General features: G+C 36.5%; 13 protein-coding genes and 1 riboswitch. Of the genes, 12 read left to right on the forward strand and 1 reads right to left on the reverse strand.

The annotated features are described in order from the left end of the window. Positions 1–21: 21 nt before the first annotated feature. The 10 genes from MT489_RS11350 to MT489_RS11395 all read left to right on the forward strand — a co-directional run bounded on the left by MT489_RS11350 (position 22) and on the right by MT489_RS11395 (position 10630). Positions 22–360 (forward strand): DUF1801 domain-containing protein, encoded by a 339-nt coding sequence (locus tag MT489_RS11350; protein ID WP_244681674.1) that lies wholly within the window; start codon positions 22–24, stop codon positions 358–360. A gap of 646 nt (positions 361–1006) precedes the next feature. Then, the gene (locus MT489_RS11355) at positions 1007–1396 is read left to right on the forward strand and encodes a hypothetical protein (RefSeq protein ID WP_244681675.1); all 390 of its coding nucleotides are present in this window, start codon (positions 1007–1009) and stop codon (positions 1394–1396) included. Positions 1397–1651: 255 nt separating this feature from the next. Then, the gene (locus MT489_RS11360) at positions 1652–2149 is read left to right on the forward strand and encodes a YehS family protein (RefSeq protein ID WP_244681676.1); all 498 of its coding nucleotides are present in this window, start codon (positions 1652–1654) and stop codon (positions 2147–2149) included. Positions 2150–2169: 20 nt separating this feature from the next. Next, positions 2170–2877, forward strand: coding sequence for a M48 family metallopeptidase (locus MT489_RS11365; RefSeq protein ID WP_244681677.1), 708 nt, complete (start codon positions 2170–2172; stop codon positions 2875–2877). A gap of 135 nt (positions 2878–3012) precedes the next feature. Further along, the gene (locus tag MT489_RS11370; RefSeq protein WP_244681678.1) at positions 3013–3381 is read left to right on the forward strand and encodes a PH domain-containing protein; all 369 of its coding nucleotides are present in this window, start codon (positions 3013–3015) and stop codon (positions 3379–3381) included. Between the two features lie 166 nt (positions 3382–3547). After that, positions 3548–3649, forward strand: a riboswitch (purine riboswitch). 140 nt (positions 3650–3789) lie between these two features. Next, complete coding sequence (locus MT489_RS11375) at positions 3790–4374, forward strand: xanthine phosphoribosyltransferase (protein ID WP_244681679.1); 585 nt, start codon at positions 3790–3792, stop codon at positions 4372–4374. After that, entirely contained in the window at positions 4374–5678 is a 1305-nt protein-coding gene (locus MT489_RS11380; RefSeq protein WP_244681680.1) for a nucleobase:cation symporter-2 family protein, read from the forward strand. The genes MT489_RS11375 and MT489_RS11380 overlap by 1 nt, the downstream gene beginning before the upstream one ends. A gap of 325 nt (positions 5679–6003) precedes the next feature. Continuing rightward, the gene (locus MT489_RS11385) at positions 6004–7767 is read left to right on the forward strand and encodes a Rieske (2Fe-2S) protein (protein ID WP_244681681.1); all 1764 of its coding nucleotides are present in this window, start codon (positions 6004–6006) and stop codon (positions 7765–7767) included. 406 nt (positions 7768–8173) lie between these two features. Next, on the forward strand, positions 8174–10249 hold the full coding sequence (locus tag MT489_RS11390; protein WP_244681682.1) for a DUF4179 domain-containing protein: 2076 nt from the start codon (positions 8174–8176) through the stop codon (positions 10247–10249). Positions 10250–10399: 150 nt separating this feature from the next. Beyond that, a complete protein-coding gene (locus MT489_RS11395) occupies positions 10400–10630 on the forward strand; it encodes a hypothetical protein (protein ID WP_244681683.1) in 231 nt (76 codons plus the stop codon). A gap of 215 nt (positions 10631–10845) precedes the next feature. Here the strand turns inward: MT489_RS11395 and MT489_RS11400 are convergent, their stop codons facing one another. Then, positions 10846–11064, reverse strand: a complete 219-nt coding sequence (locus MT489_RS11400) for a hypothetical protein (protein ID WP_244681684.1) — start codon at positions 11062–11064, stop codon at positions 10846–10848. Between the two features lie 441 nt (positions 11065–11505). On the opposite strand from MT489_RS11400, the gene MT489_RS11405 reads away from it, so the two are divergent. Next, entirely contained in the window at positions 11506–13734 is a 2229-nt protein-coding gene (locus tag MT489_RS11405; protein WP_244681685.1) for an AAA domain-containing protein, read from the forward strand. Positions 13735–14121: 387 nt separating this feature from the next. Next, complete coding sequence (locus MT489_RS11410; RefSeq protein WP_244681686.1) at positions 14122–16182, forward strand: sigma-70 family RNA polymerase sigma factor; 2061 nt, start codon at positions 14122–14124, stop codon at positions 16180–16182. Positions 16183–16376 lie beyond the last annotated feature (194 nt).

Below are 16376 nucleotides of genomic sequence, written 5' to 3' on the forward strand. Positions count from 1 at the left end.
GTTAGCAGGAAGGTGAAAACAATGAACCAGGAAGTTACCAAATTTATCGAAAGTCTTAATCAGCCGTGGAAGATTGAAGTCACAAATCAACTTCGTCAATTGGTCCATAAAGCTATACCTGAAGTGGAAGAACGAATTCAATATAAGAAGCCGCATTTCCTAAAAAACGGTCATTATGCTGCGGTAATCTCACCCTCCAAGGACGCCATTGCTTTTATGATTATGAATGCAGCTGGACTTGATGTACCGAAAGGTTTTGATGGTCCTGCGGAGCGGAAATGGTTAAAAATTTATGAAGGGGATTTACCTCCTTATGATGTCCTAGCCAAATTGCTTGTTCAGGCATCCAGTTCGCTATAGAATACTAAGGAAATGCCAAACATTACCTTTTTATCAAATTGATTGGGAGTCCGCTCACTATTAATTAGTTGGGACTCTTTTTTTAATTAGATTACTAGTCGTTAAGTAATTCTAAAATTGCTAAAAAAACAACAAACTACCGCTTCTAACCTATCTACATTGTGTTATTTAACGATAGATCGTTTGGACCTATACTTTTTGTCTGTGCTGGGGTCTAATTTGAGAGGATATTTTATCGGTCGATTTGGGTACTACCTATTAATAACAAAATTATACTTTTGCCCCATGAACGCATGTATTTTACCTTCTCGAAGCTCCTGATTTTTTTCTACATCTCAAGAGCATAATTATCATTATATGCTCTACTCTACTCGCGCAATCCCCTCTTTTTTTTCCAACTCATATTAAAAATATATTCTCACATCATTTCACCAAATCTTCGTCGATTTCTTTTTTTCTCCTATTAACCCATAAAGCTGAGCATAGGCAAATTGTTCGTTACCCAAGCATTTAAAGAAACAATTTGAATATCGTAAAATGAAAAATATACAATAGTAATGGAAATAAGTTCGCATTCGTATTAATTCAGTATTAGGATTAAGAGTAAGTCATTTGACATAATAATAGGATGCTAGGAGTGAAGTAAATGAACGAATTACAAGTATTTAGTGAACTTCATAAGTTTTTAAATGGTCTCGGTAGTATGAATTATACCCTTGCCCCAAAGAGTTTAACATTGGGATATAAGCCTTTTAGTTTTAGTGGCGGGATGCCAAAGTTTGCTACTTTATATGGGGAAAAACGTTACAACTGTTTGATACTACATGTTGATCCGGGTAATCAGGAATCACTTAAAGGAAAAATGATTCAAAAAGATATTCAGGAACTCTTTCATTTTAATATAAAAGATATGAGAAGTTTTACTTTAAAAAAACATGAGGTTTATGTTCCATTTGAAGTAATCCACAATAAAGATAGGATGGAACAATTAAAGGATTTTGTCCGAAGACAATATGAAATTTTCGTAAGTAGATGAAGAATAGAATTTTTGGGACCTTTTCTTGTGAACAATACAATATCCCATTTGATATCCGTTATTATTGGTTTTGCCAATTACACTCTAGAAAAGTAAAAATGTCGCGTAAAAGTTTCAAAAGTAGGCAACTACCCCATTAGGAGCTGCCTATTTACTTTTTTGATATCCAATTTACGATAAGGTAGTATTAGATTAACAATTAGTCTTTGCCTTTGATTAGAGTGAGGCTTAACGCTATTTTTATGGAGGTCTATTATGGATAATAACGATATATTAATTCGATTGAGATATGCGCTGGAAATTAAGAATAAAGAAATGGCAGAGATCTTTAAACTTGGGGGAGTAAATGTATCAGTCCCAGAAGTAATAAAGATTCTCACAAAATACGACGAGTATGATGAGGAAAGTGAGGAGCAATTAAAATGTAATAACAGTATGTTAGATTCATTTTTAAATGGTTTTATTATTTATAAAAGAGGAAAACAAGAGCCAAAACCAGGGCAGTCTGATACGCCAGATCCGTCTATAAAGAAAAGTGCAAATGTTAATAATCTCCTGTTAAAGAAAGTGAAAATTGCATTGGCATTAACGACTGAGGATATGCTGGAAATATTCGAAAATGCAGGAATCACGGTTACAAAAGGGGAGCTAGGCGCTTTATTAAGAAAAGAAGGACATAAGAATTATAAAGAGTGCGGAGATAAATATGCCAGGAATTTCTTAAAAGGATTGGCAATCAAATACAGGGAATAAGCCGTAATACAGGTGATGACATGATACATACCTACTTAGGTGAGACAATACGTTTTGAAATCAAGTACAAAAATCGTACATCTATAGGAATTACAATAGATAGTTATGGAAATATTGAGGTTCAAGCTCCGAGAGGGACATCGGATGATAGAGTACTTCAAATACTAGAAGAAAAATGGGATCTTATACAGCAAAAATTAATAGAAATGAAGGATAGGCAGCTGGGGCCGCAGAAAAAGGTCTATGAGTATGGTGAGAGATTTCTTTATTTAGGTAACAGTTATCCCATTCAGATTTTCCAAGATATTAATATAACGCAAGATCATGTAGTGTTTGAAGATGACAAGCTTCATATTTATGTAAAGCAGCCAGACACTGAAAAAATAAAGCAAGCTTTGAAACGATTTTATTACAAACAGTGTAAGGCGTTAGTGGAAAAGAGCATTTCCTCCTATCAAAGCAACTTCAAAACAAAACCACGTTCTATTCGTATCTCGGATAGTAAAGCAACTTGGGGAACCTGTGATTCAAAGCTACAGTTAACATTTAATTGGCGACTAGCAATGGCACCACCTGAGGTCATTGACTATGTAGTCGTTCATGAAATGTGCCATATGGTTCATATGAATCACGACCGATCCTTCTGGCGTCTTGTTGGAAAAATAATGCCTGATTATAAGGAAAAGGAAAACTGGTTGACTTTATCAAGCTGGAAAATGACTATTTAGTAGTCCCGTTTGAGTGGTTGATTTTCAGTGCATATTAAAACGGAGAGAGCGGATACCTGCTCTCTTTATCTATGCAATCTTCTTTTTTCAGAAAAGTGTGATAGAATGTCAGTAAAACTAGAAGGAGGCTTTCAAATGGCTGTACCTCAAGGAATATTGACATGGACTTTTATTTCGGAGTGTCCAATTCCAAATGACGTAAATGATTTATTTGTAGACGGTGAAAAAGCTATTGCTGCTTATAAAACATTCAGGGATAGTGCAATCTTTACAACTAAGAGGTTAATTGTAAGGGATGCACAGGGTTTAACTGGTAAAAAGGTTGAAATCTATTCTCTGCCATACTCATCAATTCACATGTGGTCAACAGAGAATGCCGGAAGTTTTCTTGATGTAAACGCAGAGGTTGAATTATGGACAAAAGCTGGTCATATTAAAGTTAATCTGAAAAAAGGTATTGATATTCGTAAGCTAGACAGATTAATTGCAAATGCCCTATTATAATTTATATTTTTTTATTGGCTTTAAATATAAAGATGCCAGTTTTACAATCAATTGAATGTAAGAAGGCCTTAAATCTTTTGCATTGTGCGTTTGGATATCTATCTTTCTATTACCAAAAAAGTAATGATTGAAAATCCGAATAGAAGTGCTATAATAACAATATTCTACAATTCTATAGTTATTCACTCATATAATCGCGGGGATAGGGCCTGCAAGTTTCTACCAATTTGCCGTAAACAAATCGACTATGGGTGGCAAATGATTGGAAAAATAAGGTTACTTGATAATCTTGTTTTTTCCTATTTCTTTAAGACTCAAACTCGAAGACTTTGCTACCTATATTTAATAGGGGGCATCGTCTCCGAGTTTTTTTCATTTTAAGTCAGTTAGTTGAAAGGGGACAACATTGTGAAGGCATTACAGGATAAAATCGTTTCAGAAGGAAGAGTCTTGTCAGATACCGTATTAAAAGTGGATTCGTTCTTAAATCATCAAATAGATCCGAATTTAATGAAGGAAATTGGCGAGGAATTTGCTGTCCGTTTTCAGGAAGCTGGTGTTACAAAAATTATTACAATCGAATCCTCTGGTATTGCTCCAGCAACGATGGCAGGGCTTTTGATGAATGTCCCCGTTGTATTTGCTCGGAAAAGGAAGTCATTAACATTATCAGAAAATCTTTATACTGCTAAAGTTCACTCTTTTACAAAAAAGGAAACAAATGAAATTTCAATTTCCGGTGATTTTATTCAGCAAGATGACGTTGTGTTGATTATTGATGACTTTTTAGCAAATGGACAAGCCGTTTTAGGTTTACTGGAAATGATTGAACAGGCAGGAGCAAAACTTGCGGGAGTTGGAATTGTTATTGAAAAAGGTTTCCAAAAAGGTGGTCAATTGATTCGTGATCGCGGAATTCGGGTTGAATCACTTGCTAATATTGCATCCTTGCAAAATGGGAAAATCGAATTTATGGAGGAGAGTTCCAACTAATGAAAAATGCATTGAAGTCCACCACATTAGGAATCCAGCATCTTTTGGCTATGTATGCAGGCGCTATTCTCGTGCCATTAATTATCGGAAAATCGTTGGGATTTGATCATAAACAATTAACGTATCTTGTGTCGATTGATATTTTGATGTGTGGAGTTGCAACACTATTACAAATCATGAGTAACCGATTTGTTGGAGTTGGCCTCCCTGTTGTGCTTGGTTGTACATTTACTGCAGTTGGTCCGATTATGAAAATTGGTGAGGAATTTGGTATATCTGCTATTTATGGTTCCATCATTGCCTCTGGATTGATCATCATGTTGATTGCTGGCTTTTTTGGCAAATTGATCAAATTTTTTCCACCAGTTGTAACAGGTTCCGTTGTGACTATTATTGGTATTACGCTAATTCCAGTAGCAATCAATAATATGGGCGGTGGCCAAGATGCGGCGGATTTTGGGTCATTGTCAAATATTATATTAGCTTTTGGAACCTTAATAACGATTATCTTAATCTTCCGTTTTTCCACTGGCTTTATTCGGGCAATCTCCATATTACTCGGTCTTGGTGTTGGTACAATTGCTGCCAGTATCATGGGTAAGGTTGATTTAATGCCGGTACAGGATGCGGCAGTTGCACAAATGGTAAAGCCATTCTATTTTGGATATCCGACATTTGAATGGTCAGCCATTCTTACAATGACAATCGTTGGGATGGTATCTTTAGTAGAGTCTACGGGTGTTTATTTTGCTCTGAGTGATATTTGTGAAAAGAAGCTGAAGAAAGAGGACTTGGCAAAAGGTTATCGAGCAGAAGGGCTAGCTTCCGTCATTGGTGGTCTCTTCAATGCCTTCCCATACACAACATTTTCGCAAAATGTCGGTTTGATTCAAATGTCAGGTGTTCGGTCTCGAAAAGTGATTTTAATTACTGGTTCCATGCTAATCGCCCTTGGTTTCCTGCCTAAAATTGCGGCATTCACAACCATTATTCCAACCTCCGTCTTAGGGGGAGCAATGATGGCGATGTTTGGTATGGTCGTTTCTCAAGGGATTAAAATGCTAAGTAAAACTATTTCCGATTCCCAAGAAAACTCGATGATTATTGCTTGTTCTGTCGGGTTAGGTCTTGGTGTTACGGTTGCACCTAACCTATTTTCAGCACTTCCATCAGGACTACAAATATTAACGAGTAATGGTATTGTTGCTGGTAGTCTAACAGCTATTGCGCTTAATATTATTTTTAATATGTTGCCAAATAGGAAAAGGCAAGAAACAATTGTTGTTACGAAGCAAAGTGCTTAAAAGGTAAAAACATGCTCCTATTCATCTTGCGGTGATTAATTACGCAAGCTGAATAGGATTTTTTTTGCACTCTGAAGAAGTCGCAAAAGTAGAACATTTCATTTCACCCCAAAAAAAATCTCATTAGCCAGGGTCACAAGTAATTCGTTAAAGTTATTACCAGCACTTTCTTATGCGTAACAGACTTTTGGATGAGAAAGTTCGCAACTTATGAAGGATTACTGTATTCCACCTTTAATATAATATTATAGGTAACTATTTTGTACGTCCTCTTTCCATTCACTTTGAGGGGTTATTGAATTCATTTTCAGGGAGAGTGAAACCATTGTCAGAATTGATCTATGCAGGGTCATTAAAGACGCTAGAAGATGAAGGTGCAAAGGTAATAAAAGGTGGAAGTCATGCAATTGCAGTATTTGTTCACGAAAAACAAGTATATGCGGTGGATAATCGTTGCCCGCATATGGGTTTTCCCCTCCATACAGGAAGCTTGTGTAATGGGATTTTAACGTGTCACTGGCATCATGCTCGCTTTGATATAAAAAGCGGCGGAACCTTGGATCCATGGGCAGATGATGTCGCTACATATCCTGTTGAAATTAAAGAAGATGAGGTTTGGGTCAACCCTGTTCCTTATAATAAAGTAACAGTCGAAAAATTAAGAGTGCGATTACGTGAAGGGCTTGAGCAAAATTTAAGTCTTGTCATCGCAAAATCAGTTGTCGGATTGATGGAAGCTGGTTTTCCAGCGACTGAGATCGCACAGGTAGGAGTCGAATTCGGAACGACACATCATCAAGGTGGCTGGGGTTCTGGTTTGACGATTTTAACAGCCATGACTAATATATTGCCTAAATTGGATAAAACCGGTCAGATTTTAGGATTGTTTCAAGGTCTCGTTCATGTTGCAAGGGAAAGTTCCGGAAGAGGAACACGATTTTTACTCGGACCACTTCCTGTCTCAGATGAAATGAATACCCAATCATTCGAACAATTATCTGAATGGTATCGTCATTGTGTAGAGGTCCGCGATTCTCAGGGAGCTGAACGAGTACTCTTGACAGCGATTGAATTAGGCTTCTCGAATGAGCAGCTTGCTGACATGATGATGACAGCGATTACGGATCATTTTTATGTAAATACAGGTCATACAGTCGATTTTCATAATAAAGCATTCGAGATTCTCAATCAGATTGGTTTTGAGCACCGGCCATATGTATTATCATCATTGTTACCCGGTATCGGTAATATATCCCGGAGTGAAGAATCCCATAGCTGGCAATCACCTGTGAACTTGGTTAAACCATTAATGGAGGCATTCCAGGAATTACCTGATATTCTTGCTAATCCTTTAGCTCAAGGGGAAATTGATGTGGATGAAGCAGCATTGGTCAAGCAAATTTTATCAGATAATGCTTTAAAGACAGTAAATACGATGTTGGATGCACTTAAAACTGGAATCTCTCCTGTACGTTTGGCCCAGCTCGTAGCTTTGGCGGCGGCGGAACGGATTTCCCGTTTCCATGTACAAAATGAATTCAATGACTGGATTACCGCACTTCATACTTTTACTCATGCGCATGCGGTACATGAAACGTTAAGACGCTCCACGACACCTGAACTAACCCGCGCTGTTTTCCATGGGGCGATGAGTGTCTATCTTGATCGTTTCCTCAATACACCTTCTGCAAGGAGACCAGAACCAAAGAATATAGAAGCTGAACCGCAGAATCCTGCTGAATTATTGGAAATGATGAATCAACAACAACAAGTTACAGAATCAGCACGTTGGGTAGTGAATTACTTGGCACGCGGCGGTGATAAAGGTGAACTCTTCAATACACTCGGGCATGCTTTGCTGAGAGAGGATGCAGAGTTTCATTCTTTTCAAATGTATGAAGCAGCGATGGTAGAACATGAACGTTGGGAAATAGAGGATTCCGAGCTGGCTCGTCATGCACAAGAAACGTTGATCCTCGCAGTAACTCGTTATTTAGCTGGCCATGCGCCAACAGCTAGGGAAACGCCACATACAGCTCGAATTGCAATGCGCCTCCACCGCGGTGAAAAATTATTTGAAGATGAATGATTGTGAAAAAAGAAAAATGGAATCCCGCTTGATCAATTTCAAGTGGGTTTTTTTTGGTAGGCTGTTTTCGTAAACTTTGTTGTTTTTTTATGTTTATCTAAATTTACATAGTTTACTGATATTTATTTAGATTCAGAATCTAATTTATTTAACATATAAACAAAGCTATAATAGGATTAAACGACCTGGAAATTAAGGGGAAAATATGCAATCCAGTTGGTTTTAAGATAAATAGAGTTAAGTGTACAAGAAAAGTAGAAATTCACAGCCTTTTCAGGTAGCAAGTTTCAAAATTAGAGACGGGTATTTAAGTTTTGAATCGCCTGCCCACGTCCTTTTCGTAACGTTGGAAAAACTAATAGAGAATTCAAATATAAAAAGAAAATTTAAAGGGGGATACATATTAATGATCCCAGCAAAAATAGATTCAATGTCGATTACTACTATAAGAGAAAATGGCATGGAATTTATCGTTAATTGGTTCGAACAGCATAAAGAATCATTCTATACATTCGGTTGGTGCTATCTTAGGAATCAGCAGCAAATAGAAGATCTTTTTTACCGGGCCATTATAAAAGTGCACGAGGAATTGCCCCGATATAAAAGAGAAACTTCATTCGAAATGTGGGTAAGGTCTATTTTTCTACATATCTGCCGCGAGCTTTCTAATGATAAAAGTTTACAAGTTTCCGAGGAAGGTGAACCACGGCAGGAATTATTCAAAGCGCTAGACCACCAGTTAAAAGCGGATGAGAAGGAAGCAGTGCTCCTTACATATATAATGGGAATCTCTCGAGAAGAATCTGCACATCTACTTCAAGTTTCTGCGGAAAAGATGAACGAGCTTTTGTTGTCAGGAATTCAGTCACTTAGGAAAGAAAAGGGGAATGGGTCATCCTTTAATGGCTGTAAGAAGTACTATAAGAATTACATCGATTATTTAACAAGAACTCTAGAACGTTCGAAAAAGATTGATTTCGAGAAGCATTTTTATCATTGCCAAGACTGTCAGGAGGATTTGGGCACCTTTCAGGATGTTATGCTAAATCTTAAAGAAAGAATTGAAAATTTCCATGTGCCATCTGGTTTTATGGAGAACGTCAAGGATAAGCTGGATGAAAAGGAACAGCACGAACAACAGAAGAACAAGAAACGTCAAAGAATAGGGTTTATTTTTGCGAGTGTTCTAGCATTATTAATAGGTATAGAAGTTTTTACGGGGTTTATGACCAACCTTTACTATGCATGGACAGAAGAAGATGAGCAATTGCGTGCTTTTTTACAACACGGTTTTGGTGAAAGGCTGAACCTGGAAGCGGAAAGCAATGGGGTAAAGATTAAGATCAAAAGTGTGATTGCTGATGATATACAAACGCTTGTTTTTTATGAAATAGAAGATTCAGCGGAAGATAATCAATACATGATGGATTACAATGAAGGCTTTATTGTGGAGAACAAACATGAAATCATGAGTCGTGACACTTCTCCAATGTACTATCCTCCTGACCTTAAATCCGATCTAAATAATAGAGAAAAGAACGTATATCATGGAAAGCTTAGTCTGCTGCCATTAAAAATGGATAACGGGACAATTAAACTTAAGATTACTAAGCTTCAGAAACTGATTGGTGAGCCCTCTGTCCAGAATAATTTTATGGCTCAAGAGAACATGGAGTATGAAACAGGGGAGTGGAACTTCGAGATCCCTGTAACAAAACAGCCCTCTATAGAATATACGTTGGATGAAAAAACAGAGGTCGAAGGTGTCCCGGTTAGATTTGATAAACTAACGATTGCTCCAACAGCGACGATCCTGCATTGTTCTTATATTTATGATCTGCCGGAGAAGAGGATACATGGACTTGCTTTTGATTCTCTACAAGTGAATAATAAAAAAGTTGAAGCGAATATGTATGGCAGTTATGGCGGATATGAAAACAATAATTGGCTTTCTTATCAAATACAATTTAGCCCACTTTTTGTAAAAAAGCCAAAAGTGGTTAACATTCAATTCCAATCTGTTGATTTAATGGTAAATGAACAAAAATTCATTGTGCTAGATGCTTCTAAGACATATCCTCAATCCTTTGAATATGCAGGCAGTACAATCTCCATTGACAAGGTAGAAGTTGGACAGCCAACTAAAGTTGTCATTAGTAATCATGAAATTGAGAATAGAGAATATCTGGGACTTAACTTTGATATCGTGAGTGAGGAAGGAGAAAATGTGATTAGTTCAAGTGAATATGATTCAGAAGGTGTACTTATCGATAAAAATGGAATTGAATACGATTTAGATAAAAATCCTTACGCATATGAAGAAATCGAGCAGCCCCGTTATTTCTATACAGTTCAAAGTGTGGCGTTATACAGTAACGATGCAGAAGAGGCAGAAAAGGCAGTAATTCCTATAAGATTAGAGATTCATGGATATAATACAACAAAATATTTGGATGATGTTGTGACGTTTACTTTAAGATAAAACATTTAATACATACATGCTATGGTTACAAAAATTCTTCGATATAAATATAGAAAATCACTAGCAACCATATGCTGCCAAAATCAAATAGATATATATTATCCATAATGAATGAAACTATTGAAAATAGAAAAAATGAGGTGATTTTTTTTGTGGTGGACTATTGGTATCATGTTTTGTTTAATGACAGTTATTGCGCTTACTGCCATCATAACTGCCCATATGCGTTCTAGTTCAAAAATCAAAGGTAAATTCATTCAAGACCAGTTGGAATTAGAAAAAATGAAACATAAGAATTATTTGCTGGAGACTGAAAAAATGAAGTTAGAATTGGAACGTATGCAATTAGAGAATCCAAAAGAAGAAGTCTTTAAAGTATAGTAAAAGGCAGCCAAATAAGCTTACTGCTTTATAGAAAACAAAGTGGAATTCTAGCTAGTAAGAAAGGCCTCTCCAGAATAAGAGAGGCCTTTTCCATATCTATAAATTGTGGAGCAAAAAAACTACTGCCATTTATATAAAACTCCTGTCTGAAAAAAATCCTTGTCTATGTGAAAGTGAAAAAAATGATCGGTAGAGAGATAAACAAATGTTACTCACCTTTTTTTCTTTTTTGAATTATCTACAATAAGTGTATTTTTTTTCACCTTTTCAAAAATAACTTGAACGTGAAATTTTTTTTCATCAATACTATCAACACTTGTAATTTTACCTTTACGACCTTTAATACTGATATCTTCACCTACAGATGGAACACGTTTAAGCAGCTGATTTAATAAAACATTTTTGTCTTCTAAAAAATAAACAACAAACATTTTACCAACACCTCTTTCATATGGTAGGGTATTACATAAAAATATATATTGTATCCTTCTAATAAAATATATGATTACAGTTAGATTTAGACCAAAAGATTAGTATAATCCTTTGAAAATGATGAAAGCTTTATACTTGGAGGAGAAATAATTTCCATTAGTATTCTAGCTAGTAATTTACTGATTCAAGGTAAGAATGCGTGGTAAAATACATAATGAAAGAAGGCAACTAACCATTTGGGCGTTGCTTTTTTTTAACTTTTTCTCTGCGATTCATGTGAAAAACTATTCAGAGGCAAGGGTATTCGTGGTCACTCCTTAGGGTCTTAGTAAAAAGTTTGTAACATAGAAATCTCTTACTTAAGTTTTATGTTACTTTTTCTATATATAAAATTAGTTTTATGGGAATAAAGCCGAGTAGTAAATGACAAGGGGAAGCAAATGACAACAACGAAAACGTATATAAAAGAATGGCAGCAAGCTCTGCAACAGGAGATTAATCACTTAAAAAAGTTTGGCGGAAGTCGCTATTCTGTCATAAATGGAAGACTATTATCAAACGCCGGCTCTTATAGCTATTATTTTGATACTGCTATCTCATTAAGGATACCAGTTGGATCCTCCATAAAATTGGAATGGGGAACGATGAAAAGCAGTGGAAAGGTACTATCTTCTGAAGGTAGGGGAATCATACTTACATTGGAACAAAGCTTCGGTGATCTCATCCCAGATGCTTATCTTCTGCATGACCCTTGGGAATTACTTGAACAATTAATAGAGCGCTTGGATGAAATCAAAAAAAGCAAACTAAAAAGACTACGAATAAAGAGATTGATGAATCCTTCAGTGGAAACGAAACATCCTGAGGAAAAGATTAAGAGTAACCTCCATGAATTGGTTTTGCGTTCCAAATATAATTCAACTACGTTCGTCTGGGGACCACCGGGTACTGGAAAAACATACACATTGGCCAGAACAGCAGCTAATAAATATTTTCAGAAGAAAAAAGTGTTGATTTTGTCGCATAGCAATCAAGCTGTCGATGTATTGATGGGGGAACTGACTAAGTTTATTAAAAAGAAAAAAAGATTTAGAGAAGGGGATGTGCTCCGCTACGGTGGAATCAATGGGGAAACTCTATCATCTCATCAAGAAATTACAACAAATCTGATGATTGAAAAGCAGGATCCGCTCCTTGCTCAAGATAGAGAGAGACTAGTTGAAGAAAGGCGCCACTTAAAGCAAGACTTAGCTCAATCTTTCAGTAAACGAGATTCTGACGTTCTTCTTGAACTGGAAACCAAGATTACGAGAATACTAGAAAAAATACGTAAGAAAGAAGTTCAATTAGTAAAAGATGCGTTCATTGTAGGCACGACGCTGGCAAAGGCGGCTAGTGACAGTGCTATTTATGAACCTGATTATGATCTTGTCATCCTTGATGAAGCAAGTATGGCATATGTACCACAGGCAGCTTTTGCAGCAACTTTGGGAAAGCGAGTCATTATTTGCGGCGACTTCAAGCAGTTGCCTCCGATTGCTTCAAGCCGTGACGCGCTTGTGGCCAAATGGCTGAAAGAGGATGTGTTCCATAAGGCTGGAGTGGTGGAAGGGCTGAATGAAGAGAAACTTCATCCTCAACTATTTTTATTAAAAGAACAGCGGAGGATGCACCCTGATATATCAGCTTTTACCAATCAGTACATCTATCATTCCCTCGTTGGAAATCACGAAAGTGTCTATAAGAGCAGAAGTAGCATCACAAGGCTTGCTCCTTTTAAAGAGAAAGCTTCTGTGCTCTTGGATACGAGTTTCACAGGTCTACATTGTATAAGTGATAAAACAACCAATTCCAGATTCAATCTATGGCAGCTTTTGCTTTCTTTTCAATTAATTCATGAATCAACATTAAGTGGAGCTAAATCGGTTGGATATGTAACGCCATACCGTGCCCAGGCGAATCTAATGGATCTGCTTCTTGAAGAGATATATGAGAAAGAGCGCAGTCAAGCGGATATTATTGCGGCTACCGTCCACCGATTCCAGGGGAGTGAACGGGATGTGATGATATTTGATACGGTCGATGGTGCTCCGCAAAATCGGGCTGGTATGCTAATAACCGGCAAGGAAAGCGAACGATTGATTAACGTAGCCATTACAAGAACTAAAGGAAAGTTTCTTCACGTCAGCAACAGAAATTTTATCGAAAAGAACATTTATCCGGGAAAAACACTGCGGCAACTTGTTGACCATCAGGTTAGGAATAAACAAATGGTTACAACGAAAGAGATTGGTACATGGATTCGAAACCAACACCCAAAATTAAGATGGATTCATGCGCGTAAATTAGATGCTGTTTTTCAAGACATGAGATCGGCAAAGACAACAATTACCATATCCTTGCCGGAAGGTAGCAAGTTATCTGAAGAATGGACTAAACAGTTACTAAATAGAGGAAAACGAATAAAATTGACCATTATTTCGAATCAAAAGTGGAGCGAGTGCGATGACTGGATGGATGAAAGCTTTCCATTTCCATTTGTGATTATTGACGAGAAAGTTTTATGGTTAGGACTTCCGCTCGAAGGCGCTAGAGGAGTCCAGCTCCCTTATGTTGCCGCTAGGCTTAATTCGAGTAGAGTGTGTGAATACTTATTAAAGCAGATTTAGAAAAGGATTGATTGTTTCTATTGATTTGGGGAGCCAAGCAGCTGCAATGTTGTCTAAAACAGTAATTAACATTAATTTCAACCAGATCAATCAGAGGATGCAAAATTCAGTGATTCATCCACCGAAAAATTAATAAGTTTATGAATATTTATTTTGATCCAGAATCTAATTTATTTAACTGATGAACAAAGCTATAATAGGATTAAATAATCTGGAAATTCGGGAAAAAATATACAGTACAATAAGTTGTTTAACTACCACAGAGTTAAGTGTCCAAGAAAATAGACATTTACAGCCATTACAGGTAGAAAAGCTCAACTATTAGAGACAATGGATAGAATAATAGAGAATGATAAAAAGAAAAGTTAAAAAGGGGGATATAGATTTATGATCCCAGCAAAAATAGACTCCATGACAATCACTACGATAAGAGAAAAGGGCGCGGAGTCTATCGTTGATTGGTTCGAACAGCATAAACAATCGTTCTATACACTTGGTTGGTGCTATTTTAGGAATCAGAAGCAAATAGAAGAGATTTTTTACAGATCTATCATTAAATTGGATAAGGAATTGCCTCGATTTAATAGAGAAACATCATTCGAAATATGGGCAACGTCTATATTTCTACATACGTGCCGGGAACTTTCTGATGAAAAAAGTTTAAAAGTTTCTGAGGATGGTGAACATCGTCACGATTTATTTAAAGCACTCGATCAGTTGGATAAGGATCAGAGGGAAGCAGTGGTGATTACATATGTTATAGGAATTTCTCGAGAGGAAGCGGCACAACTTCTCCACGTTTCAGCGGAAAAGTTGAAAGAACTTTTGTTTTCAGGAATTCAGTCACTTAAAAAAGAATGGGAATACGGGTCATCCTCTAATGGTTGTAAGGAGTATTATAAGAATTACATTGATTACTTTGAAAGAACCCTAGAACGTTCGAAAAAGATTGATGTCGAGATGCATATTTATCATTGCCAAGACTGTCGAGAGGATTTGGGCTCCTTTCAGGATATCTTGTTAACTCTTACTGAAAGGATGAAGAATTTCCATGTGCCATCTGGTTTCATGGAGAACGTCAAAGATAGGCTTGCTGTAAAGGAGAAGCAAGAAAAACAGAAGAACAACAAGCGTCAAAGAATAGGGCTTATCTTTGTAGGTATTATTACTTTATTAATAGGTATAGAATTTTTTACAGGGTTTATGACCAACCACTACTATGCACGGACAGAAAAAGATGAGCAATTGCGTGCCTTTATACAACATGGCATGGGGAAAAGATTGAACATGGAAGCAGAAAGCGGCGGGGTCAAAATTAAGCTCAAGAGTGTGATTGCTGATGATATACAGACGCTGATTTTTTATGAAATAGAAGATACAGTGGGAGAGAATCAATATATGATTGATTATTATGAGGGCGTTTCTGTGGAGGACGAATATAAAATCATGAGCCATACAACACCCCCAAGATACTTTCCTCCTGATCTTAAATCGGATTCAAATAATATAGAAAAGAATGTGTATCAAGGAAAGTTAAGTCTGCGGCCACTTTTAAATGATAAAGATACAATAAAATTTAAGATTATAAAGCTTCACAAATTAATTCGTGATGACTCTGAACAGAATATTCTTATAGATTACGAAAACATAGAAAATAAAACAGGGGAATGGAATTTTGAGATCTCTGTAACAAAACGGCCCTCTATAGAATATACGTTAGATGTAAAAACAGAAATCGAGGGGATTCCTGTTCGATTTGATAAACTAACGATTGCTCCAACAACGACAATTCTGCATAGTGCTTTTAACTATGAACTGCCAGGGAAGAGGGTACAAAATCTTGATTTTGACAATCTAAAAGTGGTCGATAAAATATTGGAAGCTGATTTATATGGTAACTCTTTTGTAACTAACGACGGCACTTGGATTTCTTTTCAAGCACATTTTGACCCACTTTTTGGAGAAAAACCGAAAGAGATTACAGTTCAGTTCAATTCTGTTTATTTAGTATATGAAGAGCAAAAATCTATTGAGCTGGATGCTTCTCAGACATATCCTCAAACCTTTGAATATGCAGGTAGTACAATCTCCATCGACAAAGTGGAAGTTGGACAACCTACCAAAATTGTCATAAGTAATCATGAAATCAAAAATCGAGCATACGATCAGATTCAATTCCGTGTTATGAATGAAGACGAATATGAAGTTAATTCCATGGGGATAGATTATGAAGGAGTTCTAGTTGATAAAAACTGGATTGAATACGATATGAAGAAGAACCCTTTCGTATATGAAGAAATTGAGCAGCCCCGTTATTTCGTTACAGTTCAGACTATAGAGTTACAAAGTAATGACGATGAAGAGATTGTGAACCCTAAAAGACTGGAGATTTATGAATATAGTACAACAAAATATTTGGATGATGTAGTGAATATTTCGTTGGAATAATGTTTCATGCTTATGTGTCTAAAAGCCTATCAGAACTCAAGCTTGCCCAATGCAGTCTGTACTTAAAGGTTTCAAAACTAAAATGCGTTTCCCAGTAAAAATAAACATCTCGGATCCCAACCCTGAATTCGTTAGAATACGATTTCCGGGTCTTCTTTATCTCATGAAAACTGGAAAGATATTCTTTTACACAA

Source organism: Lederbergia wuyishanensis, assembly GCF_022900255.1.
GTDB classification, from domain to species: domain Bacteria; phylum Bacillota; class Bacilli; order Bacillales; family Bacillaceae_C; genus Lederbergia; species Lederbergia wuyishanensis.